This is a genomic window from Enterobacter sp. LM3 (genome assembly GCF_046622475.1).
In the GTDB taxonomy this organism is placed as follows: domain Bacteria; phylum Pseudomonadota; class Gammaproteobacteria; order Enterobacterales; family Enterobacteriaceae; genus Enterobacter; species Enterobacter cloacae_P.
Genome location: NZ_JBJURN010000003.1, coordinates 209,515 through 232,986, shown reverse-complemented (window position 1 = coordinate 232,986; position 23,472 = coordinate 209,515). Strand labels below are relative to the sequence as shown.

Annotated in this window: 24 protein-coding genes; 11 read left to right on the top strand and 13 right to left on the bottom strand. The window is 53.4% G+C overall.

Features of this window, described 5'->3' with window-relative positions; genetic code table 11:
- Positions 1 to 24 precede the first annotated feature (24 nt).
- From ACJ9N4_RS05205 to ACJ9N4_RS05175, 7 genes are all read right to left on the bottom strand, one after another.
- Positions 25 to 426: a DUF6911 family protein gene (locus ACJ9N4_RS05205; protein ID WP_182918902.1), complete on the bottom strand. Its 402-nt coding sequence runs from the start codon at positions 424 to 426 to the stop codon at positions 25 to 27.
- The gene (locus ACJ9N4_RS05200) at positions 416 to 592 is read right to left on the bottom strand and encodes a hypothetical protein (protein WP_230857820.1); all 177 of its coding nucleotides are present in this window, start codon (positions 590 to 592) and stop codon (positions 416 to 418) included. Before ACJ9N4_RS05200 ends, ACJ9N4_RS05205 begins: the two co-directional genes overlap by 11 nt.
- A gap of 159 nt (positions 593 to 751) precedes the next feature.
- Positions 752 to 1,822 (bottom strand): ABC transporter ATP-binding protein, encoded by a 1,071-nt coding sequence (locus ACJ9N4_RS05195; RefSeq protein ID WP_182918897.1) that lies wholly within the window; start codon positions 1,820 to 1,822, stop codon positions 752 to 754.
- Positions 1,815 to 3,584: an ABC transporter permease gene (locus tag ACJ9N4_RS05190; protein WP_182272531.1), complete on the bottom strand. Its 1,770-nt coding sequence runs from the start codon at positions 3,582 to 3,584 to the stop codon at positions 1,815 to 1,817. The genes ACJ9N4_RS05195 and ACJ9N4_RS05190 overlap by 8 nt, the downstream gene beginning before the upstream one ends.
- 84 nt (positions 3,585 to 3,668) lie before the next feature.
- Complete coding sequence (locus ACJ9N4_RS05185; RefSeq protein ID WP_182272530.1) at positions 3,669 to 4,757, bottom strand: ABC transporter substrate-binding protein; 1,089 nt, start codon at positions 4,755 to 4,757, stop codon at positions 3,669 to 3,671.
- A 168-nt stretch (positions 4,758 to 4,925) separates the two neighbouring features.
- Positions 4,926 to 5,627 (bottom strand): response regulator, encoded by a 702-nt coding sequence (locus tag ACJ9N4_RS05180; RefSeq protein ID WP_182272529.1) that lies wholly within the window; start codon positions 5,625 to 5,627, stop codon positions 4,926 to 4,928.
- Between the two features lie 3 nt (positions 5,628 to 5,630).
- Complete coding sequence (locus tag ACJ9N4_RS05175) at positions 5,631 to 7,268, bottom strand: sensor histidine kinase (protein WP_182272528.1); 1,638 nt, start codon at positions 7,266 to 7,268, stop codon at positions 5,631 to 5,633.
- Positions 7,269 to 7,447: 179 nt separating this feature from the next.
- Between ACJ9N4_RS05175 and yjdI the strand changes: the two genes are divergently transcribed.
- Positions 7,448 to 7,678, top strand: coding sequence for a 4Fe-4S mono-cluster protein YjdI (gene yjdI / locus ACJ9N4_RS05170; RefSeq protein WP_182272527.1), 231 nt, complete (start codon positions 7,448 to 7,450; stop codon positions 7,676 to 7,678).
- Between the two features lie 10 nt (positions 7,679 to 7,688).
- Positions 7,689 to 7,961, top strand: a complete 273-nt coding sequence (locus ACJ9N4_RS05165) for a GNAT family N-acetyltransferase (RefSeq protein ID WP_108367787.1) — start codon at positions 7,689 to 7,691, stop codon at positions 7,959 to 7,961.
- A 36-nt stretch (positions 7,962 to 7,997) separates the two neighbouring features.
- On the opposite strand, the gene ACJ9N4_RS05160 is transcribed toward ACJ9N4_RS05165, so the two are convergent.
- Together ACJ9N4_RS05160 and ACJ9N4_RS05155 are read right to left on the bottom strand one after the other, a co-directional pair.
- Positions 7,998 to 9,227 carry an amino acid permease gene (locus ACJ9N4_RS05160; RefSeq protein ID WP_411500305.1) on the bottom strand — a complete coding sequence of 410 codons (1,230 nt, stop codon included), beginning with the start codon at positions 9,225 to 9,227 and terminating at the stop codon, positions 7,998 to 8,000.
- A gap of 119 nt (positions 9,228 to 9,346) precedes the next feature.
- A complete protein-coding gene (locus ACJ9N4_RS05155) occupies positions 9,347 to 9,808 on the bottom strand; it encodes a multidrug/biocide efflux PACE transporter (protein ID WP_020687112.1) in 462 nt (153 codons plus the stop codon).
- A gap of 101 nt (positions 9,809 to 9,909) precedes the next feature.
- Here ACJ9N4_RS05155 and ACJ9N4_RS05150 point away from each other — a divergent pair, with 101 nt between their 5' ends.
- From ACJ9N4_RS05150 to ACJ9N4_RS05125, 6 genes are all read left to right on the top strand, one after another.
- A complete protein-coding gene (locus ACJ9N4_RS05150; protein WP_182918895.1) occupies positions 9,910 to 10,776 on the top strand; it encodes a LysR family transcriptional regulator in 867 nt (288 codons plus the stop codon).
- Between the two features lie 92 nt (positions 10,777 to 10,868).
- Complete coding sequence (locus tag ACJ9N4_RS05145) at positions 10,869 to 12,047, top strand: acetyl-CoA C-acetyltransferase (protein ID WP_182272524.1); 1,179 nt, start codon at positions 10,869 to 10,871, stop codon at positions 12,045 to 12,047.
- Between the two features lie 266 nt (positions 12,048 to 12,313).
- Entirely contained in the window at positions 12,314 to 13,075 is a 762-nt protein-coding gene (gene kduD / locus ACJ9N4_RS05140) for a 2-dehydro-3-deoxy-D-gluconate 5-dehydrogenase KduD (protein ID WP_182272523.1), read from the top strand.
- A gap of 294 nt (positions 13,076 to 13,369) precedes the next feature.
- Positions 13,370 to 14,803, top strand: a complete 1,434-nt coding sequence (locus ACJ9N4_RS05135) for a sugar porter family MFS transporter (RefSeq protein WP_411500325.1) — start codon at positions 13,370 to 13,372, stop codon at positions 14,801 to 14,803.
- Positions 14,804 to 15,092: 289 nt separating this feature from the next.
- A complete protein-coding gene (wzz(fepE), locus tag ACJ9N4_RS05130) occupies positions 15,093 to 16,217 on the top strand; it encodes an LPS O-antigen length regulator Wzz(fepE) (protein WP_182918893.1) in 1,125 nt (374 codons plus the stop codon).
- Between the two features lie 161 nt (positions 16,218 to 16,378).
- On the top strand, positions 16,379 to 17,071 hold the full coding sequence (locus tag ACJ9N4_RS05125) for an aspartate/glutamate racemase (RefSeq protein WP_182274567.1): 693 nt from the start codon (positions 16,379 to 16,381) through the stop codon (positions 17,069 to 17,071).
- A 27-nt stretch (positions 17,072 to 17,098) separates the two neighbouring features.
- Here the strand turns inward: ACJ9N4_RS05125 and ACJ9N4_RS05120 are convergent, their stop codons facing one another.
- Positions 17,099 to 17,497 (bottom strand): winged helix-turn-helix transcriptional regulator, encoded by a 399-nt coding sequence (locus ACJ9N4_RS05120; RefSeq protein ID WP_182272520.1) that lies wholly within the window; start codon positions 17,495 to 17,497, stop codon positions 17,099 to 17,101.
- A 190-nt stretch (positions 17,498 to 17,687) separates the two neighbouring features.
- Here ACJ9N4_RS05120 and ACJ9N4_RS05115 point away from each other — a divergent pair, with 190 nt between their 5' ends.
- On the top strand, positions 17,688 to 18,236 hold the full coding sequence (locus tag ACJ9N4_RS05115) for a flavodoxin family protein (protein WP_182272519.1): 549 nt from the start codon (positions 17,688 to 17,690) through the stop codon (positions 18,234 to 18,236).
- Positions 18,237 to 18,255: 19 nt separating this feature from the next.
- Here the strand turns inward: ACJ9N4_RS05115 and ACJ9N4_RS05110 are convergent, their stop codons facing one another.
- Entirely contained in the window at positions 18,256 to 19,188 is a 933-nt protein-coding gene (locus ACJ9N4_RS05110; protein WP_411500304.1) for a LysR family transcriptional regulator, read from the bottom strand.
- Between the two features lie 123 nt (positions 19,189 to 19,311).
- On the opposite strand from ACJ9N4_RS05110, the gene lysA reads away from it, so the two are divergent.
- Positions 19,312 to 20,574: a diaminopimelate decarboxylase gene (gene lysA, locus ACJ9N4_RS05105; protein WP_182918891.1), complete on the top strand. Its 1,263-nt coding sequence runs from the start codon at positions 19,312 to 19,314 to the stop codon at positions 20,572 to 20,574.
- On the opposite strand, the gene ACJ9N4_RS05100 is transcribed toward lysA, so the two are convergent.
- Positions 20,544 to 21,581 carry a LacI family DNA-binding transcriptional regulator gene (locus ACJ9N4_RS05100; protein ID WP_182918890.1) on the bottom strand — a complete coding sequence of 346 codons (1,038 nt, stop codon included), beginning with the start codon at positions 21,579 to 21,581 and terminating at the stop codon, positions 20,544 to 20,546. The two genes, lysA and ACJ9N4_RS05100, sit on opposite strands and share 31 nt — an antisense overlap.
- A 266-nt stretch (positions 21,582 to 21,847) precedes the next feature.
- Between ACJ9N4_RS05100 and ACJ9N4_RS05095 the strand changes: the two genes are divergently transcribed.
- Positions 21,848 to 22,324 carry a GNAT family N-acetyltransferase gene (locus ACJ9N4_RS05095; RefSeq protein ID WP_182920062.1) on the top strand — a complete coding sequence of 159 codons (477 nt, stop codon included), beginning with the start codon at positions 21,848 to 21,850 and terminating at the stop codon, positions 22,322 to 22,324.
- On the opposite strand, the gene galR is transcribed toward ACJ9N4_RS05095, so the two are convergent.
- Positions 22,285 to 23,301, bottom strand: a complete 1,017-nt coding sequence (gene galR, locus ACJ9N4_RS05090) for an HTH-type transcriptional regulator GalR (RefSeq protein WP_182272515.1) — start codon at positions 23,299 to 23,301, stop codon at positions 22,285 to 22,287. The genes ACJ9N4_RS05095 and galR overlap by 40 nt on opposite strands.
- Positions 23,302 to 23,472 lie beyond the last annotated feature (171 nt).

The window sequence follows — 23,472 nt, the reverse complement described above, 5'->3', positions numbered from 1 at the left end:
ATGCTGTAGTCTGGGATTTATACATCAATTAAGAAGTTCCGTTGATACGTTGCCAATATCGAAGAACTCTTTAAAGACCCTGACAACAAGATCAAAATCTTTTGTCAGTTGTCGCTCAGGCCAGTAATCCCCATAAATCTGTATTTTTTTCTCCATACCAGATTCCGATTTATCCCAATAGGAACGAACCGTTAAATCAGATTCCGAGCACTCTAGTAACGTCAAGAGATAGAAGCCATCATCTGTAGATACTTCTAAATTCATCGGCCCAATATCAGGTTCGGGGACAATGCGGAGTCTTACACCACCTGTATCCCCCCTCAATTTCATCAGGAATTCTTCTACATCATTCCACTTGGGGCCACGAACCCGCGAAAAAGAGTTTCTGGCGTACAGATAGAAATCGACTTCAAACTCATCTTTCATAAGTTTCTTTCCTGGTGAGTTTTTTCATCCCTTTTTCCCAATACAAAGTATCTCCGCTTTTCTCTTCAAAAATAGTAAGCGATTTCAAGCCAGATTTTTCAGCCATACTTTTTATATCGCTGAGACAGTAACCGCAAACTGGCTTACCAGATACTTTCATTTCCATGCTACGACCCGTTGTCATACCCTGCTCGTAGGCTTGTTGGATAGTACCAACTTCAGCATGAGCGGTAGCATCAGGCAACACAACTGGTCGATGTGTAAGTATCCCGGTAATAGCGCTATAAAAAAGGCTGCATTACGCAGCCTTTTTTGGGGAACCCATTCAGTTCTTCGGGAAAATCCAGACGTGTTTTGCTGGCAGTGATAAATGACAATGCTGCGGGTCGCGAACGTCGTGGCCATAGGCGCGGATCACAAAGTCATCGCCTGCCGTGCGGAACAAGTATTCCCAGCGGTCACCCAGATACATGCTGGTGAGCAGCGGCAGTTCAAGCTGATTTTCACCCGGGCCGTCCACCACCTCGACGCGCTCGACGCGGATCACCGCGGTGGCCTCCTGACCGTTTTGCACGCCTTCACCGGCCTGCCCCCACAATACCCAGTCTTTTCCCTCAATGCATGCTTTGCCATCGCGCACTTCTGTCACTTTGCCGTGCAGACGGTTATTGCTGCCCATAAATTCTGCCGTAAACAGAGTCTTTGGCGAACCGTACATCTCCTGCGGTGTGCCTTGCTGTTCAATCTTACCGTTATTGAGCAGCAGGATGCGGTCGGAAATGGACATCGCTTCATTCTGGTCGTGCGTCACCATCAGTGCGGATAAGCCCAGCTTGATAATTAACTCCCGCAGGAACACGCGGGCTTCTTCGCGCAGCTTGGCGTCGAGGTTAGAGAGTGGTTCATCCAGCAGGATCACCGGTGGGTTGTAAACCAGGGCCCGGCCAATCGCCACGCGCTGCTGTTGTCCACCGGAAAGCTGGTGTGGGTGACGTTTACCAAGATGACCTAACCCAAGTTGATCCAGCACATCCTGTACCCGCTGGTTGATCTCTTTGGTTGCGACTTTACGCAGTTTTAACGGATAGGCCACGTTCTCAAAAACGGTTTTGTGCGGCCACAGCGCGTAGGACTGAAATACCAGCCCCAGATTACGCTCTTCCGCCGGAATTTCGCTGCGCGGCGTGCCGTCGTAAACTTTGTTTTTGCCAATCACAATTGATCCCTGAGTCGGCTTTTCCAGCCCTGCCACCGCGCGCAGCAGGGTGGTTTTCCCGCTGCCCGATGGCCCCAGCAGAGAGACCACTTCACCGCGCTTCAGGTTCATGGAAACGCCTTTCAGCACCGGGTTGTCGCCGTAGGTTAAGTGCAGGTTGTCGACCGCTAATTCAATCATGTAATTTGACTCCGAAACGAAGGGCAATGCCCAGACCTACCACGACCAGCAGGATATTAATAAAGGAGAGCGCTGCCACGATATCAATGGCACCAGCGGCCCACAGCGAAACCAGCATTGAACCAATGGTTTCTGTACCGGGAGAAAGCAGGTACACACCCGTTGAGTATTCACGCTCAAAGATCAGGAACATCAGCAGCCAGGAACCGATAAGACCGTAGCGGGACAGCGGAATGGTCACGTGGCGCGTAATTTGCCCGCGCGTTGCTCCTGTACTGCGGGCGGCCTCTTCAAGCTCTGGCCCTACCTGTAACAGCGTGGAGGAGATAAGCCTCAGTCCGTATGCCATCCACACCACGGTGTAGGCCAGCCAGACGCTGAAAATGGTGCTGCGTAATGAGCGCAGCCAGACGATCAGGTTTTCGCGCATCCAGTCAGACCAGACGAACCCGGAAAGCCAGCCTGATTTCAGCGAGTTATCCAGCCACATCGGCAGGAACAGGAAGACCCACAGGAAAGCCAGACCCGCGAGCAGGCCTGGAACCGCGCGCGGCACCAGTACGCTGTAATCAAGAAAGCGCGTGGTATTGTCCGGTTTGCGGTGCATTGCGATGCCAACAAACAGGTAGCACGCCACGGCCAGCGCGCCGCCAATCACGCCGATAGACATTGAGTTGACGATGGCGCGTAACAGGTTCGGTTGTGCCCAGATGGTGCGGAAGGTATCGAGTGAAAGCTCATCCCACAGCGAAACACCCACCCCCCAGTTAGAGATAAACGCGCGCAACACCACGCCAAGCAGGGGGACACCGATAGTCACGGTCAGCCAGGCGGCCACCACTGCGCCGGCCACCCAGCGCCATTTACCCAGCGGTAAGGCACGCGCCTGCGACGCTTTCCCTTTCATGGTCACGAAGCGGTTGGCGGTACGCATCAGACGACGCTGCAGCATAACCAGTGGAATAGTGATACAAATCAGCACCACGGCAACCGCTGCCATCAGGTGATAGGACGGGGTACCGAGCTTGTTGGTGAGCTGGTACAAATAGGTTGCCAGCACCATGTTACCTTCCGGATCGCCGAGCACCAGCATCAGGCCGAAGACTTCCAGCCCAAGGAAGAACAACAGCACGATGGCATACAGAATCGACGGGCGCACCATCGGTAAGCTGACGGACATCATCACCTGTAAAGGTGATGCCCCCGCAGTGCGTGCGGCCTCTTCGACATCGGAACCTACGCTGCGCAGCGCGGAAGAGATATAGAGATAGGCGTGTGGAACATGCGTCAGGCCCGCAATGACCACGATGCTCGACATGTCGTAGATATTCCACGGGACAAAGCCAATCAGCGCTTGCGCCCACAGGGATAAGAAACCCACCGGACCTGCCGCCACCACATAGCCAAACCCCAGCACCATCGGTGAAACAAAAATCGGCACCAGGATCAGCGGCTCAATCAGACGACGGCCAGGTAAATCGGTACGTACCATCAGAAAGGCCAGCACACCGCCCAATGGGATGGCGATGACGACCAGGCCAAAGGCGAGAATAAAACCACTTTTCAGTGCCTTATAAAAATCAGGGTCGGTGAAAATAAAGCCAAATGACTCAAGGCTCCACTCTTTTGCCGGAGAAAAGAACGGGGCGGATAAAAAGCTCTGTATCACGATAAACGACAAAGGCACGTAGATAACCAGTGCGGTTATCAACACGACAATACCGCGCGGCAGGCTTTGCCATTTTCTGTGTAATGTATTCATGGGGATATCCCTGGTGTTGCAGCCCAGAAAAATGAACTCAGGTCGTTGAACAGGAGCGCGGCGACATGCGCCGCGCTCAGATGCTTATTTGGCGGCGGCTGCACGCCACTGTTTGATGTAATCCAGACGTTTTTTCGGCTGCAGATATTCCAGCAGGCTTTCATCAACCGGGATCGGTTTCAGCGCAGTGCCCAGAATTTTGGTCAGACCGTCGATATCATTTTTACCTTCGATATCGTTACGAATGGACGGGATATCCGCCTGGTTTGCCAGAATGCTTTGCCCTTTTTCTGACAGGACATAGTCCAGCCACAGCTTAGCGGCATTGCTGTTCTGCGCCTGCTGGCTGATGAAGGAAACGCGCGACAGAACCAGGGTGTAATCTTTCGGGTAGGCGATCCCAAGTGACGGATCGTTCTTCGCCCGGGCTTCAGCGTAGGAGCCCAGAATGTTAAAGCCAATCAGGTTTTCACCCGATGAGACCCTCTCCATCATGGTACCGGTGGAGGACTGCACCGCTAAGCCGCCTTTGGCGACGTCAGCCAGCGTTTTGAAGTAGTTGGGATCGGCCTTGTGATCCTGCACGGAGAGCATGAAACCCAGACCCGACTTTTCGATGTCGTAGGTGGTGACTTTGCTCTTAAATTTGTCCGTCTGGCTGGCAATCAGTTTCGCCAGGGCTGCATGGGAATCCGGTACGTCACCCGCCGGGATCAACCGTTTGTTGTAGATGAATACGACCGGCTCGTAGGTGGTGCCATAAGCTTTATCATGCCAGACCGCCCATTTTGGCAACTGGCTTTGTTCCGGAGATTTGTACTCCATCGCGTAGTCGGTTGCGAGCTTCAGCCCGGTATCCATTGATGAGCTCCAGACCACATCGCCGCTACCGCCACCGGAGGCCTGTTCGCTGATAAAACGGTTGTACAGCTCGGTGCTGTTCATGTCGTTGTATTCAACTTTAATGCCGGGGTAAGTCTTTTCGAAGCCCTCGATCAGCGGCCCGGCGGCTTTGGTATCGGTGGTGGAATAGATAACCACCTTGCCCTCTTTGGTCGCGGCATCCACGACTTTTTGATACTCAGCAGGGTAGCCCTGCGGCAAAGCAGACATTGCGGAGGTTGAAATCAGTACAGTAGCGGTAAGCAGAGAAATTCGGAAAGTGTTCGACATTATAATTAACCTTTTAGTTACATTTGAGGAACTAATGGTCAACATAGCTTATGGGTTAGGGCAAACAATAGGGTGATGAGGGTTCCGGTTCTGAAGTGTGATTGTCGGCGTTGTTTCGGCAATTAACACCATTAAATCCGCGAACATTCGCCAGCGAACGGTTTCGGTTTATGCCTTATCGGGGGCTTTACGATACAGCCTTCTGGGGTGACCAATGTTGCCATACAGCATTTCGATGCTGATAAATCCGCTTTCCACACAATATTCCAGATAGCGACGCCCCGTGGTTTTACTGATCCCAACGCTCTCCACCACCTCTTCCACCGACATCGTGCTTTCGGGGTTATCGGCGAAAAATCGCTTAATACGTTCCAGCGTGTTGGGTTCAATTCCCTTGGTGGAGGGGGCAAGTGAAGACTCTGCGGCGGGCAGATTAAACAGGCGATCCAGCGCATGCTGGTCGACAACCTTAACCTGTTGCACGGTGTGGATGAAGCGCATAAACCGCTCCAGAGAGGCGTGCAGGCGCTGGAAAAAGACGGGTTTAATCAGATAGTCAAACGCGCCGCTGCGCATGGCATGGCTACAGGTTTGCATGTCGCTGGCGGCGGTGATGAAAATGACTGAGCATTCAAAACTTTTCAGCAGCGGATGGTCGATTAACTCCACGCCCTTACCGTCCGGGAGATAGTTATCCAGCAGGATAAGCCGCGGCTGATGTTGGCGGATCAGGCTATGCGCCTGTTCAATCGACGTGGCTATGCCGACCACGCGCAGGTGAAAATTCTGCTCGATATACTCACGATGCAGTTCTGCAAGGTGCGGTTCATCCTCAACAATCACAACATCTAGTGGTCGGGTCGTGGTCATACGTTAGCCCTGCCGAACGGGTTGATAGTAGGGAATAAACACAGAGAAAACGGTGCCCTGCGGGGTGTTATCGGTGATTTCTATACTGCCGCCCGCCTTATCGACATATCCTGCCACCAGAAACAGACCGATACCATGCTCTGCGCCCACTAATTCGTTACTGCTTTCCGGTTTACTGCTGAATCCCTGCCTGAAGATATGGGGCTTCATGGCGTCATCCACTCCACAACCCCGATCGGCCACCTCTATCAGCAACTCCTGGTTCCTGTCGGAAATATAGAGTTCGACGGGGGCGGGAACCGGGGCTTTCAGGGTCGCATCCACGGCGTTATCCAGCAGGTTGCCAATCACGGACACCAGTTCCGTTTCGGTGAGGGTACCGGGCATTCGGGTGAGATGGCAGGCGGGGTCAAACAGCAGCTCAATGCCTTTTTCCCGTGCGCTGACGTATTTTCCCAGCAGCAGCCCGCACAACGTCGGGGAGGCGAAATGGGCAGAGACGAAGTCCAGCACTCTTTGTGCCCCTTCCGATTGTACCTGGATGTAACGGATCGCTTCGTCATAATGTTTCATCTGCAACAACCCGACGAGTGTTGCCGTCCAGTTCAGCTGTTCATGGCGCATGATGCGCAGGTTATCCGCATAGCGTTTGATCTGGCTTAGCTGACTACTGAGGGTGTTAATGTCGTTTTTGTCGCGAAAGCTATAGACCCAACCACTTTCGACACCCGGCTCCACCTCAATCGCCACGCGGTTGACGATCACCTCACGCTGGTTAAATACCGCAACCTGGTCGTGGCTGCCGCGGCTTACTGAGGCATAGCGTTGAGATAAAAAGCCCGGTGGCGTTTGCAGAACATCCTCCAGCGGTTTGCCAATAAGCTCTTCCTCGCTTTGATGAATGTCCAGCAGCTCTCTGGCAGCACGGTTAATTAACATCAGCTGCTTTTCATTGTTGACCGCAAATACCCCTTCATACATAGCCTCAAGCAACGCTTTTTGCTGCAACACCAGCTGGGCGATATCTTTCGGCTCAAGCCGGAACATCTGCTTTTTAAGATTACGGGTGAACAGCCAGGAGAAAATAAACAGTAACAATAAAAGACCAATACCATATAACCCGGACTGCCAGAGAATATGGGCATTAATATTGGCAATATACGAGGTCAGATAACCGACCGAGACAATTCCAATCACCTGATGTTGGGCATTAAAAATAGGGGCCTTGCTGCGTAATGAAACCCCAATGCCTCCCTGGCGCACGGATATAATCGTTTTTCCCTTTAATACCTCGGCATTATCCCCACCAATCATGGGTAAATTCAGGCGTTCCGGCGATTCTGAGTGATACAGATGCTGCTCCTGGGTATCGCCAATGACAATATAACTGGCATCACTTTCAGCACGCAGCGGCTGAATTAAACGGGCAATACCGGGTATATCTCTGGCTGTGACTTTTTCAGCAAGACCTGGCATTAACGCTATTTCACTGGCCTGCACGCGGGCGCGCTGACCCAGATCGTGGTGCAACTGCCGGTCAATAAAATGAAACAGGATGGTTCCCAGCAAAGCCAATAGCAGGCAGGAAAAGCACACCAGCGCTAAAAAGAGCTTCACCTGAAAAGAGAATCTGCGTTTCATTACAATCTGCAAAAGCCATAGAAAAGGACAACGTTTATGGAGCCTAACATGCAGCCATGTCAGGCGTAATCGGACAAAAGCAGAGTTGTGAGCTGGCTTTTCGTTTTCGGTGTTATAGCCATCGGGATCCCGTAAGGCTATGCTTCATTCAGCACGATAATAACGACAGAGGCAATGTTATGGATAAAGATTTACTGGAAGCAGGATACCGGGCCTATACCGGGGAGAAAATCGACGTCTATTTTAATACCGGGATCTGCAAACATTCAGGAAACTGCGTACGCGGCAGCGCGGCGTTGTTCAACCTGAAGCGTAAACCGTGGATTGTGCCTGATGAAGTGGATGTGGCAACCGTCATCCGCGTGATTGATACCTGCCCGAGTGGTGCGCTGAAGTACCGTCAAAAATAAGCGAGGAACCATGAATATTCTGGAAGGCCATAACAAGTTTTATGTGAACGATGCAGAAGGAAATCAGGTCGCGGAGATTGTCTTCGTACCGACCGGTGAGCACCTGAGTATCATCGAACATACCGATGTTGACCCGAGCCTGAAGGGGCAGGGAGTCGGTAAGCAACTGGTGGCGAAAGTGGTGGAAAAAATGCGCGGTGAGAACCGTAAAATCATCCCGCTGTGCCCGTTTGCTAAGCATGAGTTTGATAACACCCGGGAATATGACGATATTCGTGCGTAAAGCACGCGCCCGGCATGACGCCGGGCACAATGACGATTAACCCACAAACATCACCGACACGCACAATACGCCAACGATCAGCGTCAGCAGGTTGCCGATGGAGCGATACTGTCTCAGGGACGGGATCAGGTATGTCGACAACGTCGGCATGATAAACAGGATCAAGGCGATAAGCGGGCCGCTGATGGCGTAAATCATTGAGATGGCATTCGGGTTGATGCAACACACCGTAAAGGTGATCACCGATACGCCAAGAATCGACACGGCGCGGTTAAAGGCGCGGCTCTTCTTCACACCCACCTGATGTAGCGACGATTTCACTATCTCCGTTGCCCCTTCAATCACCCCAAAATAGGTGCCTAGGAATGATTTTGACATCGCAATAATCGCCACAATCACCCCGGAAATGCCCAGCCAGACTGGAGAAGAGGGCATCATAGACAGCGCCGACAGGATCGTCACGCCTTCCTCTTTTGCTGCCACGATGTATGACGGCGGAATAGACAGCAGGCAGCTAAATACAAAGAACAGCACGCTCAGACAGATGATCAGGTATGCCACCTTCATGATTTTCTTGCATTTGCTGATGGCATCTTCGCCGTACTTCTCGCGACGGTCGACGACGAACGTCGAGATAATCGGGGTATGGCTAAAAGCGAAAACCATCACCGGGATCGAAATCCATACCTGATGCAGCGTATGTTGGTTGAACGCCATCTGGCTGGTGAGCAGCGAGGGTTGCCAGCTTCCCGTCAGGTACAGCGAAACAAACAGGAAATAGGCGATCAGCGGAAATACCAGGAACCCCATCACTTTTATCGTGATATGTCGTCCCATCAGGAAGATCAGGTTCAGAACCAGCACCACGCCAAAGCTGACCAGCACCCGCACGGGGGTATCCACCGTCATCCGTTTTGCCAGTTGCTCGGTTAGCGAGTTGGTTATTGCCACGGCGTAAATCAACACCACCACAAAGAAGGCGATGAAATAGAGTGTCGTGATCAGATTGCCGATTTTCTTGCCGTAGTAATGGGAAACGGCTCCGGTGATCCCTTCATTCCCTTTTGTTTTCGACGACAGGATAAATTGTGCCAGCGCTCTGTGTGGCCAGTAGGTTAATGGGTAGGCCACAAGGGCAGTGATAAGCAGGACAATCGCGCCTGCGGAGCCAAGCTGAATGGGCAAGAACAGCGTTCCCGCGCCCACGGCTGTACCATAGAGGGCGAAACTCCAGAGAGTCTCTTCTTTTGACCAAATTTTAGACATTAGAGCAACGCATCAACCAGAAAACCAACACAAAGGAGTGCAATTTACCATAATTATGAGCTGAGAGCGCAGTTGCTTCGAAGGTGTCTGGCCGGAGCGGGCGTCCGGCCAGAGAGGGATTAGCCTGCGAGGGCGCGTCGTTGCTGGCGACGCTTGAGAAATTTCTCGCGCAGGGTGTCGTAGGCCCAGTTATAGAACATGGTGTACGGCAGGAAGAACAGGAAGAAACCTATTTCCAGTGTGAATGCCTGAAGCAACGTGACGCCCAGAACGGCGGCAACAATGGACACACCGATCACAATAAACCCGCACTCAAACCCCAGCGCATGCAATGCGCGAACTTTTGCCGTACGTTTTACCCGCTGTACTGGCCAGAAACGGTCAAAACCGAAGTTATAGATAATGTTCCAGAGCATCGCCGTGGTTGCCAGAATAATGGTCAACCCTCCCATTTCGACAACGGAACGTTGCATTAACCACGCTGCCGTTGGGGCAAGGATCGCCGTGGCAATGCCTTCGAAACAGACGGCATGAAAGATCCGCTCTGGCAATTTACGTTGGAGTGCATCCTGATGTTGCATAGTGACCTCATTAATTCGCCAGTATGGGCGGTGTTGAGGTCTATTTTTATCGTTAAAGATGATATATAAAAGATAGTATCCATCGATAAAATAGATACATCATGCGCTATTCTCCCGAAGCCCTCATTGCGTTTGTCGAAACGGTTTCTGCTGGCTCTTTTTCCGCCGCCGCGCGCCGCCTGCGAAAAAGCCAGTCCACTATCAGTACCTCAATTGCGAACCTGGAAGCTGATCTGGGGTTTGAGCTGTTTGACCGCTCGGCGCGCCAGCCAGTCTTAACCGCTCAGGGTGAACAGGTGCTGGGCTATGTACAGTCGATCCTTGCCGCCAGTGCGCGGCTTGATGAGCTGGCGGTGTCGCTCACGGCACAAACGGAGGCTCGCCTGACGTTTGTGCTTTCCGATACGCTCAACCCGGACGTGCTGGAAGATCTCATGAACCAGTTCGATCGACGTTTTCCACATACGGAATTCGAATGCCTGATTGGCGAGGAAGAGGATGTTATCGATCTGCTGCAGAAGGAGAGGGCGCAGATTGGGCTGACGGAAGCACGAGACAGCTACCCTCCCGGGATTGGGGTCACACGGCTTGCAATGCAGACCCGGATGGCCATTTATGTCTCTGCCACTCATCCCCTGGCAGAACAACACGAAACTCAGGCCGGTGAGCTGCACGGCTGGCGTGAACTGCGACTGAATACCTACCTGGAGCGCGAACCCTCACTGGCGAGAGGACCTGTCTGGTCAGCACCGAATTACCTGTTACTCCTGGGTATGGCGGTGCAAGGATTTGGCTGGTGCGCGTTGCCGTGTGCGCTGGTGGATGAATTTGCCGCCGCGAAATCACTGGTGCAACTGAATGTTCCCGGCTGGCCGAGAACCATTGCCATCGATCTGCTGTGGAACAAGCGATCCCCGCCAGGCGTCGCCGGAAGCTGGTTGCGCCAGTATTTGCAGGATGCACGCTAATCCTGTGACTAAACTCACTTTTTATAAACAATTGCGTCAACTATCGATAACAATACTCTACTATCGTCATGTCATTTAACACAGAGGTCGTGATGAAAGATGTCGTTATAGTGGGTGCGCTGCGTACAGCTATCGGCTGTTTTCAGGGGTCGCTTGCGCGCCACTCGGCTGTTGATCTGGGTAGCGTGGTGGTTAAAGCGCTGGTGGAACGCAGTGGGATCGCAGCACATGAAATTGATGAGGTGATCCTGGGCCAGGTTCTGACTGCCGGAGCCGGGCAAAACCCTGCCCGACAGGCGGCGCTGAAAGGCGGCCTGCCCAATACCGTATCCGCGATTACCATCAACGACGTCTGTGGCTCTGGTTTAAAAGCGCTGCATCTTGCCACGCAGGCCATTCAGTGTGGCGAGGCAGATGTCGTGATTGCGGGCGGGCAGGAGAACATGAGCCGCGCACCGCACGTATTGACCGACAGCCGTACTGGCGCACAGCTGGGAAACAGCCAGCTACTCGACAGCCTGGTACATGACGGCCTGTGGGATGCATTCAATGACTACCATATGGGCGTGACGGCAGAAAACCTGGCGCGTGAGTACGGCATCAGCCGTGAACTCCAGGACGCCTGGGCGCTGAGTTCACAGCAAAAAGCCCGTGCCGCGATTGATTCCGGGCGTTTTCGCGATGAGATTGTCCCTGTCAGCACCCTGCGTCAGAATGGCGAAGCCGTTACGGTAGATACCGACGAGCAGCCGCGCACCGACGCCAGTGCCGAAGGACTGGCAAGGCTTAACCCGGCATTTGAAACGCTCGGTTCGGTTACGGCGGGCAATGCCTCTTCCATTAATGACGGTGCAGCGGCCGTGATGATGATGAGCGAAAGTAAAGCCCTGGAACTGGATCTTCCTGTGCTGGCGCGCATTAAAGCGTTTGCCAGCGTGGGCGTTGATCCTGCGTTAATGGGGATCGCACCCGTTTATGCTACCCGCCGCTGTCTGGAGCGCGCAGGCTGGCAGCTTGAGGATGTGGATCTGCTGGAAGTCAACGAAGCCTTTGCCGCTCAGGCGATTTCGGTTGGCAAAATGCTGGAGTGGGATCCGCTGCGGGTGAATGTTAACGGTGGTGCGATCGCACTGGGTCACCCTATCGGCGCGTCTGGCTGCCGGATCCTGGTATCATTGGTTCACGAAATGAAAAAGCGTAACGCCCGCAAGGGGCTGGCGACGCTGTGTATCGGTGGCGGACAAGGCGTCGCGTTAGCCATCGAGCGTTAATTCCTCGCAACATCACTCTTCATGCCGGGTCAGCGTGAGCATCACCCGGCAAAAGCATGCCCAAAAACCAACAGCGTCCTCCTTAATAACCGTGATCAAAATGCTATTTTTAGCATGTTTAAATGCAAAAATGAAACATTGTTTTAAATTGAGTTGAAAACATATTTTGCTGTGGATACTATGTGTTTACCAACAAAATGGAACGCTGTTTCGTTAATTTTTCTTTTGGTTACGATCGACTGGTGCTGAAAGAGTAAGGAGCCAACATGATTCTCGATGCATTTTCTCTGCACGGTAAAGTGGCGGTGGTTTCCGGTTGTGATACCGGCCTGGGTCAGGGGATGGCATTAGGTCTGGCGGAAGCGGGTTGCGATATCGTGGGTATCAACATTGTTGAGCCAACTGAAACCATCGGGCGCGTGATCGCGCTGGGTCGCCGTTTCCTGAGCCTGACCGCCGACCTGCGTAACATCGACGCGATCCCGGCACTGCTGGAACGTGCTGTCGCGGAATTCGGTCATATCGACATTCTGGTGAACAACGCCGGTTTAATTCGTCGTGAAGATGCGATCGACTTCAGCGAACGCGACTGGGACGACGTGATGAACCTGAACATCAAGAGCGTGTTCTTTTTGTCTCAGGCGGCAGCGAAGCACTTCATCGCTCAGGGGACAGGCGGCAAGATCATTAACATTGCTTCCATGCTCTCCTTCCAGGGCGGGATCCGTGTACCGTCTTACACCGCGTCAAAAAGCGCCGTCATGGGCGTGACCCGTTTGCTGGCGAATGAGTGGGCGAAGCACAACATTAACGTCAACGCGATTGCTCCGGGCTACATGGCAACCAACAACACCCGGCAGCTGCGGGCTGATGAGCAGCGTAACGCGGAAATCCTCGACCGTATTCCGGCTGGTCGCTGGGGTTTACCGGGCGATCTGATGGGGCCGGTTGTGTTCCTGGCATCTCCGGCATCTGACTATATCAACGGCTACACCGTGGCGGTTGACGGTGGATGGCTGGCACGCTAATTCCGTTTTCAGACAGAACCTCTGCCTCCGCGTGGAGGTTTTTTTTGCTCAAAAATCGTCATAGTCCATATCTGTAAAGATGAAAAATCCATATCAAAAAATCATAGATGACATAAATCACAAATTTAATTCTTAAAAATAAACATGTTAATAAAAACAGGTGAATATTCATCATTAGTTGAAATTGTAATGTCCATCACAGAACGCTACATGGCAGTCAAATAATCCATGTTTTCACGAATTACGGCCTGACACTTTTTCTCGCTATCTCGTAATTTCAGTGGACAAATTTCGCTGTTCAGGCAGGAAACTATGACCTCTATAAATGACTCTACCCTCATGCCCGGCGTACTGCGTGATACCCGCCGCATGAATCAATTTGTCTCTATTGCGGCAGCCGTGGCCGGTTTACTGTTCGGTCTGGATATCGGCGTCATTGCCGGGGCGCTGCCGTTTATTACCGACCACTTTACGCTGAGCAGTCGCCTGCAGGAGTGGGTGGTGAGCAGTATGATGCTCGGTGCGGCTATTGGGGCGCTGTTTAACGGCTGGCTCTCGTTCCGTCTGGGGCGTAAATACAGCCTGATGGTAGGGGCGATCCTGTTTGTGGCTGGCTCTGTTGGCTCCGCGTTTGCGGCAAGTATTGAAATATTGTTGCTTTCCCGCGTGTTGCTCGGCGTGGCGGTGGGGATTGCCTCCTATACCGCTCCTCTGTATCTCTCTGAAATGGCGAGTGAGAACGTGCGCGGCAAGATGATCAGTATGTATCAGCTGATGGTGACGCTTGGTATTGTGCTGGCATTTTTGTCCGACACCTACTTCAGCTACAGCGGTAACTGGCGTGCGATGCTGGGTGTACTGGCGCTGCCTGCACTGTTGCTGATTGTGTTAGTGGTTTTCCTGCCGAACAGCCCGCGCTGGCTGGCGCAAAAGGGCCGTCACGTGGAGGCAGAGGAGGTGCTGCGTATGCTGCGTGATACCTCTGAAAAAGCACGTGAAGAGCTGAATGAAATCCGCGAAAGCCTGAAGCTGAAACAGGGTGGCTGGGCGCTGTTTAAGATCAACCGCAATGTACGCCGTGCGGTGTTTCTCGGTATGTTGCTGCAGGCGATGCAGCAGTTTACCGGGATGAACATTATCATGTACTACGCGCCGCGTATTTTCAAAATGGCCGGTTTTACGACCACGGAACAGCAGATGATCGCCACGCTGGTGGTGGGGCTGACCTTTATGTTCGCGACTTTTATTGCGGTGTTCACCGTCGATAAGGCCGGGCGTAAACCGGCACTGAAAATTGGTTTCAGCGTGATGGCGATCGGCACGCTGATCCTCGGCTACTGCCTGATGCAGTTTGATAATGGCACTGCATCCAGAGGGCTTTCCTGGCTCTCCATTGGTATGACCATGATGTGTATTGCCGGTTATGCAATGAGCGCCGCGCCGGTGGTGTGGATCCTGTGCTCTGAAATTCAGCCGCTGAAATGCCGTGACTTCGGCATCACGTGTTCCACCACCACTAACTGGGTGTCGAACATGATCATAGGTGCGACGTTCCTGACGCTGCTGGATGCAATTGGCGCGGCGGGTACCTTCTGGCTCTACACGGTGCTGAACGTGGCGTTTATCGGAATTACGTTCTGGCTGATCCCGGAAACCAAAGGCGTCACGCTGGAACATATCGAACGTAAGCTGATGGCAGGGGAAAGGTTGAGGAATATCGGCGTGTAATTTTATTGCCCGGCGAAGCAGCGCTCGCCGGGTTTTTTTTATCTCTGCGGCAGATGCCGTGCCCGTTTATTCTCCGCTGAACGTCAGTGTTACTTCATTTAACTTTATTTAATGACGTTATTTTTCCGTTATCCTGACGACATGCCATCAAGGGATTTACTACAAATTCTGATAGGTGGCACATAGTTAGACTTATCCGGCATTCAGATAATTCTTATTATCTTGTATTATTCTGACTCCACGAACCAGTCAGGCAGAAATTTACTGCACCCTCAAAAGTAGAACAGTTATGTCAGCTATGGATTTCAAAAAAAACACGGACCTCGATTTTCCCCACTATGCCACCCCGGCAGCCAGTACTAAAGAGATAGATCTTCTGGGATTGTTGCACGTCCTGCTGGCGGCAAAAAAACGTATTATCGCCATTGCCTTTACCTTCGCGCTGGTAGGTCTGGTCATCACGTTTCTGATGCCGCAAAAATGGACCAGTAAAGCCGTGATCACCCCGGCAGAACAGACCCAGTGGAACCCGCTGCGCCAGATGATGGTTGAGCTACAGGTGCTCGGTGTAGACGCAAAAATTTCACGCCCGGATGTGTTTAATCTGTTCATCAAAAGGTTTCAGTCGCAGTCGCTGCTGGAAGAGTACATGAAGAACTCACCGTACGTGATGTCTCAGTTAAAAGGCACTGATATTGATCCGCTGGAGCTGCACCGTGCGGTGGTGAACATCGCAGAAAAAATGACAGCAACGGATAACGTCCAGGCAAAAGATGCTGATAAAGCACCTTATGTCTCCTGGACGCTGAGTTTCTCCGCACCGACGGCGGGTGATGCTCAGACGGTTCTTGACGGCTACATTGACTATATCTCCCGCATGGTAGAGCAGGAGACGATGCAGAACATTCGTAATCAGATCGTGTTGAAAACGAAAGAGGTACAGCAGCAGCTGGAACTGGATCGTGTGCGCCTGACGAATATTCATAATACTAACCTGCAGCGTCTTAACTACTCGCTGGAAGTGGCCAACGCGGCGGGTATCAAGAAGCCGGTCTACAGCAATGGCCAGGCAGTCAAAGACGACCCGGATTACTCTGTTGCGCTCGGTGCTGACGGTATTGCGCAAAAACTGCAGATTGAAAAAAATCTGAAGGATATCTCTGAACTGAATGCAGACTTCCAGAACCGTGAATACTATCTGACTCAGCTGCAAAAGCTCTCCTTTAAAGACATCACGCTTGAGCCGTTTAAATACCAGCTCTCTCCTTCCATGCCGGTGAAGAAAGATGGCCCGGGTAAGGCCTTAATTGTGCTGCTGGCGGGGATTCTGGGCGGTTTTTTTGCCTGTGGCAGCGTGCTGTTACGTGACGCCATGCGCTCACGCGATGCACTTCTGGAGCCAGTGGCAGAATAATTCTGTGGTGATGAAAAAGGGGCGCTGAATACAGCGCCTTTTTTTATCCGGGGAAGCGCCAGCCGGATAAATCAGGCGGGTTGCAAAAGCGGTGACGGGACAAAGAGCTGGAAACGCGATCGCAAGTTTGCTTCACTGGGATAAACGCATAAGGAGGGATGATGAAAACGATCGGCCTGTTAGGTGGGATGAGCTGGGAATCAACAATCCCTTATTACCGCCTGATTAATGAAGGGGTGAAGCAGCGTCTTGGCGGCCTGCACTCCGCCAGCCTGTTGCTGCACAGCGTGGATTTCCACGAAATTGAAGCCTGCCAGTCGAGTGGCGAGTGGGAAAAAGCCGGGGAGATCCTGGCGCAGGCGGCGCTTGGGCTGGAACGTGCCGGAGCCGAAGGCATTCTGCTCTGCACTAACACCATGCATAAAGTGGCGTCACAGATAGAAAACCGCTGCTCGCTGCCGTTCCTGCATATTGCCGATGCGACGGGACGCGCGATAAGCGCATCAGGGATATCACGCGTGGCGTTGTTGGGTACGCGCTACACGATGGAGCAGGATTTCTATCGTGGGCGGTTGAGCAGCCAGTTTGGTATCGAAAGCCTGATCCCGGAAGAAGCCGACAGAGAACGCATTAATCAGATTATTTTTGACGAACTTTGTCTGGGCACTTTCAGCGGATCTTCCCGTGCCTGTTATGTCCGCGTGATTGAGAAACTCGCACAACAGGGTGCAGAAGGGGTCATTTTCGGCTGTACGGAAATTGGTTTGCTCGTACCGGCTGAGCAAAGCCCGATTCCGGTATTTGATACCGCTGCCATTCATGCTGCCGACGCCGTCGAATTTATGCTCTCCTGAGCGGGCTTGCGCCGGGTATGTCCCGGCTCAGGCCTGCGCGTTGGCGGCGTCGTAAGCTGATTGCGCCGCGACAATCGCATCCATATTACTTTCCACCCAGTGCGCCAGTACGGTGACCGTTTCGGTTAAGGCCTGCCCAAGCGGCGTCAGGCTGTATTCCACCGTCACCGGCACCGTCGCGAAAACCTCCCGCGCAACCAGCCCGTCACGTTCCAGCTTGCGCAGAGACTGGGTCAGCACCTTCTTGGTGATCCGCTGAATATCGCGTTGCAGCTGATTAAAGCGCATCGGCCCGTTCTGGAGACGCGCAAGGATCAACAGCGCCCACTTATCGGCAATACGCGCCAGCACATCGCGTGTCGGGCAGCGTTCATCGAACACGTTATAAGGAGGCATCTCCTTTTTCAGTATTGCAGTATCAGTCATGGTGGTTCCCTCAAGGTAACCAGGTGAGGTAAAGGTGCCTTCTTACACCCGCGTTTGTTTGCGTGTATAAAACGACTTAAGGTTTCTATTTGATACCAGGGAACCGAAAATGGCAACTGATTCGCAGAGTAATGTCCGGACATATTTAATCGTTTGATTAACAAAGTAATATTGCATCAGGAGAGATACGATGAGCGTTGTAGTTATCTATTATTCTGGCTACGGCCACACCAAACGCGTTGCTGAAACGGTCGCAGAGGGTGCGCAGGCTGAACTGATCGCGATTGACAGCAATGGCGATATTCAGGAAAGCGACTGGCAAAAACTGAATGATGCGAAGGCAATCATTTTTGGCGCGCCAACCTACATGGGGAGCGTACCGTGGCAGTTTAAAAAGTTTGCTGATGCGACCTCTAAAGCCTGGTTCGTACGTAGCTGGCAGGACAAAGTCTTTGCTGGCTTCAGCAACAGCGCAAGCCTGAATGGTGATAAGCAAGTCTCGCTGCAATACCTGCAAACGCTGGCTTCTCAGCACGGCGGGATTTGGGTGAGCCTGGGTCTGCCACCGTCGAACACTCAGGCGGCAACCCGCCAGGATATCAATAACCTGGGCGGTTCTGTTGGACTGCTGGTACAGTCTCCGTCAGATGCAGACGCAGGTGCCATTGCGTCAGGCGATCTGGATACTGCAGTGAAATTCGGTGCGCGTGTGGCTGCGGTCGCAAAACGTTTTAACTGAGTCTTATGATGCCCGCCGTTTAGTCGGGCGTCTTTTCAAGCACCTTCTCCAGCTGTCCGGTCAGCGCAGATACTCCCCCTTGCAGATGCTCACTGAACGCGTCCACCAGCGCGGAAGCCGGGCGATGCAGCGGGCGGATCAGGCTCACGGTAAAAGGTACTGAAACGCTAAAACGGCGAACCACAATTCCGCTACCCGCGTAATCCAGCGCCGTGAGCGGATTGACCACCGCGACCCCAACCCCGGCGCGCACCATTGCGCAAATTGAGGCGGCACTGTGCGTTTCCACCACCATCCGCCGTTTCACCTGATGCTCGGCAAAGAGCGTGTCCAGCAGCTGTCGGTAGCTGTCGGTCTGGGAGAGGCTAATGTAGTTTTCACCGTGGAAATCAGCCGGTGTCAAAACGCGTTTGCGGACAAGTGGATGCCCGGCAGGCAGTACGCAGACCTCATCTAACGCGAGCAGTTCTGCACGCTGTGTTCCCGCTGGTGTGGCGAGGGTCTCGGTCAGACCCAGATCGTGGCGCTGAGCGGAGAGCCACTCTTCAAGCAGCGGCGACTCCTGCGGCACGATGGTGAGGTTTACCTCAGGATAACGGCTCAGAAAAGGCTGTATCAGCATCGGCAAAAACGACTGCGAAAAGACGGGCAGGCAGACAATCGACAGCTCGCCCTGGCGAAACTCGCGCAGGCTTTCTGCCGCGCTGACGATCCGATCCAGCCCGTACCAGGATCGCTGAACTTCCTCGAACAAACGCAACCCTTGTACCGTCGGGTGCAGCCTGCCGCGCGTGCGTTCAAACAGCTTCAGCCCCAGCACCTTTTCGAAACGCGCCAGCTCGCGGCTGACTGTCGGCTGCGAAGTGTGCAGCATCTGTGCGGCCTCGGTGAGATTGCCGGTAGTCATCACGGCGTGAAAAATCTCGATATGGCGTAAGTTGACGGCTGGCATGGCGCACCTGAGGGTTGAGGGCTATCCATATCATTTTTGCATAGACTCACGATAAAACGATATTTTTTATTCTCTTTGTGCTGTGGCGTAATCAGTAAAAATTGTGACGACCCGGAGAAGACCATGCCACGCCCGCTTAACCAGACCGATACCGATTTGAACGCCGACAACCTGCTGCGTCTGCCTGCCGAATTTGGCTGCCCGGTGTGGGTCTATGACGCGCAGATCGTGCGCGAGAAGATTGCCGCGCTACATCAGTTTGACGTAGTGCGTTTTGCTCAGAAGGCATGTTCCAATATTCATATTCTGCGCCTGATGCGCGAGCAGGGTGTGAAGGTTGACTCCGTTTCGCTGGGAGAAATCGAGCGTGCGCTGGCGGCCGGGTTTGATCCGAAGACCGACAGCGATGCGATTGTCTTTACCGCCGACCTGATCGACGATGCAACGCTTGCGCGCGTACATGAGCTGCAGATCCCGGTTAACGCGGGTTCTGTGGATATGCTGGAACAGCTCGGACAGGTTTCGCCTGGCCATCGCGTCTGGCTACGTGTAAACCCGGGTTTTGGTCACGGCCATAGTCAAAAAACCAATACCGGTGGCGAAAACAGCAAGCACGGGATCTGGTACAGCGATCTGCCAGCCGCCCTTGAGGTGTTGCAGCGTTACAACCTGACGCTGGTGGGTATTCATATGCACATTGGCTCCGGTGTGGATTACGGTCACCTTGAGCAGGTATGTGGCGCGATGGTACGCCAGGTTGTCGACTTTGGTCAGGATCTGGAGGCGATCTCTGCCGGTGGTGGTCTTTCTATTCCTTACCGCGAAGGTGAAGAGGCGATCGATACCGATCACTACTACGGCCTGTGGAACACCGCGCGTGACAAAATTTCTGCGCATCTGGGTCATGCAGTGAAGCTGGAGATTGAACCGGGCCGTTTCCTGGTGGCAGAGGCCGGTGTGCTGGTGGCGCAGGTACGCAGCGTGAAAGAGATGGGATCGCGCCATTTCGTTCTGATTGACGCAGGCTTCAATGATCTGATGCGTCCGTCCATGTACGGCAGCTATCACCACATTACAGCGCTGGCTGCCGATGGCCGTGATTTAACCCACGCGCCGCGCGTTGAGACGGTCGTCGCTGGTCCGCTGTGTGAATCTGGTGACGTGTTTACCCAGCAGGAAGGGGGCAAAGTGGAAACCCGCGCGCTGCCAGAAGTGAAGACGGGTGATTACCTGGTGCTGCACGATACAGGAGCTTACGGGGCGTCTATGTCGTCTAACTACAATAGCCGCCCGCTGCTGCCGGAAGTGCTGTTTGATAACGGTGTGGCGCGACTGATCCGTCGTCGCCAGACCATTCAGGAGTTGCTGGCGCTGGAACTCGTCTGATTAAAATACGGCCCCGTTGTGACCGAGTCGCGTAATACCAGCGTGCCGGTAAACGGTGGGATCGCTTCAACCGGCTGGTTTTTTGCCAGCCGGATAGCCTGATCGATGGCCGTGACAATCATATTGTCGATGGGCAGATAAACCGACGAGAGCGCAGGCTCCAGCCATTTGGCGCAAGGCGCATCGTCGAAACCAAACAGCGAAATATCCTGTGGGATCCGCCGCCCGGCCTGGTGTAAGGCTTTGGACGCACCCAGCGCCATATCATCGTTACAGGCAAACAGGGCGCTAAACGGAACATTTTCGGCAATAAGCTCCTTGCACAGCTCGTACCCCTGGGTCATACCCGCATCGCCATATTTGATCAGCCGCTCGTCCAGACGAATGCCGTGCTTCTCCAGCGCTTTACGGTAGCCCATCAGACGCGCTTTCCCGGTTGGCGTGTGAATAGGAACGGTGATACAGGCGATCTCACGGTGGCCCTGGTTTATCAGATAATCCACGGCTTTAAAGGCCGCATCCTGCTGTTCGAAGAAGACGCAGCGATCGGCTGCCTGGCTGACTTCGCGGTTAATGACCACCAGCGGCGTCTGCACGGAATTCATCAGCTTCATGATCGTCTTTTCGCTCATGTACCGCGTGTAGAGCACGATGGCATCGCACTTGCGATCGGCCAGCATCTGCACCGCCTGTTCTTCCTGCTCGGGGGCGTCGTGGCCGTCGGTGACGATCAACTGCTTTCCGTGCGTCTCGGTCTGCCGCGAAGCCTGCTGCAGCAGGCGACCAAAGTAAAAACCGTCGAAGGTGGAGACCACCAGACCAATGCTGTTGCTGGTCTGGTTGGCAAGCGACTGCGCGAGAAAGTTCGGGCGGTAGCCCAGCTCTTCCATCGCCGCGAACACCTGCTGACGCGTACTCTCTTTAACCTGACCTGTGCCGTTCAGTACGCGCGATACCGTGGCTTTAGACACGCCCGCCCGTAGTGAGACATCCAGCATTGTTGCCATTAGAAATTCCTGCTTCCACGTAATGGTCTGCAGTTTAACACAGACCATCCGGCGCATAAGCGATGCGGGAAGGGCAAAATCCCCATCACGATCACGCTTTTCGGTAACGATCCGTCAGCCGGGAATAAATGACGGAATGTGGCATGCCAAAATGCTATAACTCATCGCCTGTAATCTCTCTGGCGGCGTTGGGTTCGTCGTCACAGAATCGCGCCTCTCTGAGGCCACCTTTTCAAACCAGCACCTGGTTTTCGGGGAAAAATGAAGTGAATATTCTGCCGTTGTACGCCGCACCACAGTATGCGGAACAGGTTATCGACTGGATCTGGCACGCCTTTGGTGACGGGCTGCCCCGGGAATTTTTCCAGAGTATTGTTGAGCACAGTCAGACGCCGGGCGCATTACCACTGACCTTTATTGCCGTTGAGGGCGAACAGCTTCTCGGTACCGTGGGGCTCTGGCGCTGCGATCTCATTACCCGTCAGGATCTTTATCCCTGGCTGGCGGCACTGTATGTGGATGAAACGGCGCGAGGAAAAGGGCTGGCGGGGCAACTTCAGCAGCATGTCATCGCCTGTGCCGCGCGTATCGGGTATACCGAGCTACACCTTTGGTCTGCCTGCCGTGACTTCTACGAACGTTACGGCTGGCAGTACATCGGCGATGGGCTGGAATACCCGGATAAAATGGTACACCTTTATCGCTATTCGTTAGATGTCTCAGCGGGTTGTACCACGGAGTGACGGCGTACTAAGGTTGGACTGAACAGATGCGTAATATCCGGCGGCTGGCGTTTTTCCGCCAGTGCCAGCGCCAGCTCCGCAGCCTGCGTTGCCATCGTGACAATCGGGTAGCGGACGGTGGTCAGGCGAGGGCGTACGTAGCGTGAAACCAGCACATCATCGAAGCCAATAAGGGAAATTTCCGCCGGAACCTCAATCCCGTTGTCATTTAACACCCCCATTGCGCCAGCGGCCATCGAGTCGTTATAGCTGGCAACTGCGGTAAAATTCCGCCCGCGCCCCAGCAGCTCCGTCATTGCCTGTTCGCCACCGCTTTCATCTGGTTCACCATACGCGACCAGGCGGTCATTGCACGGCAGACCGTTTTCACGCAGGGCATCGTAGTAGCCCCGCAGACGGTCTTCCGCGTCGGAAATAGAATGGTTAGAGCAGAGATAGCCGATACGGGTATGGCCTTGTTGAATCAGATGGCGGGTGGCAAGCCAGGCACCGTAGTGGTCGTCGAGTGCCACGCAGCGTTTCTCAAACCCGGGAATAATACGGTTGATTAATACCATACCGGGGATTTGTTTCATCAGATGAATCAGTTCGTCATCGGGGAGCATTTTGGCGTGGACAACCAGCGCAGCGCAGCGGTGGCGGATCAACTGCTCAATGGCCTGACGTTCTTTTTGTTCATTATGGTAGCCATTGCCGATCAGCAAAAAATTGCCTGTCTGATAAGAAACCTGTTCAACGGCCTTAACCATTGCGCCGAAAAAAGGGTCAGAGACATCGCCTACTACCAGCCCGATGGTGTCTGTCGACTGCTGAGCAAGCGCACGGGCGTTAGCATTGGGGTGGTAGTTCAGGGTTTCCATCGCGTTCTGTACTGCCTGGCGTGATGCGTCACTGGCTTTTGGGGAGTCGTTTATCACGCGTGAAACAGTCGCAACGGAAACACCAGCCAGACGAGCTACATCCTTAATTGTCGCCATTTAATACCTTCTTAGTAGGGGTAAGCGTTTACACACTCGCTAGTGTTGCGGAAAAGTAATGTGCATTCAAGGGGAGTGGGTTTTCACAATCGACAAACGTGACGCAGAACACCCCCGGCAGTGTAAGCGTTACACGGGTAACCATGTCAAAATAATGTCAATCCGAACCTT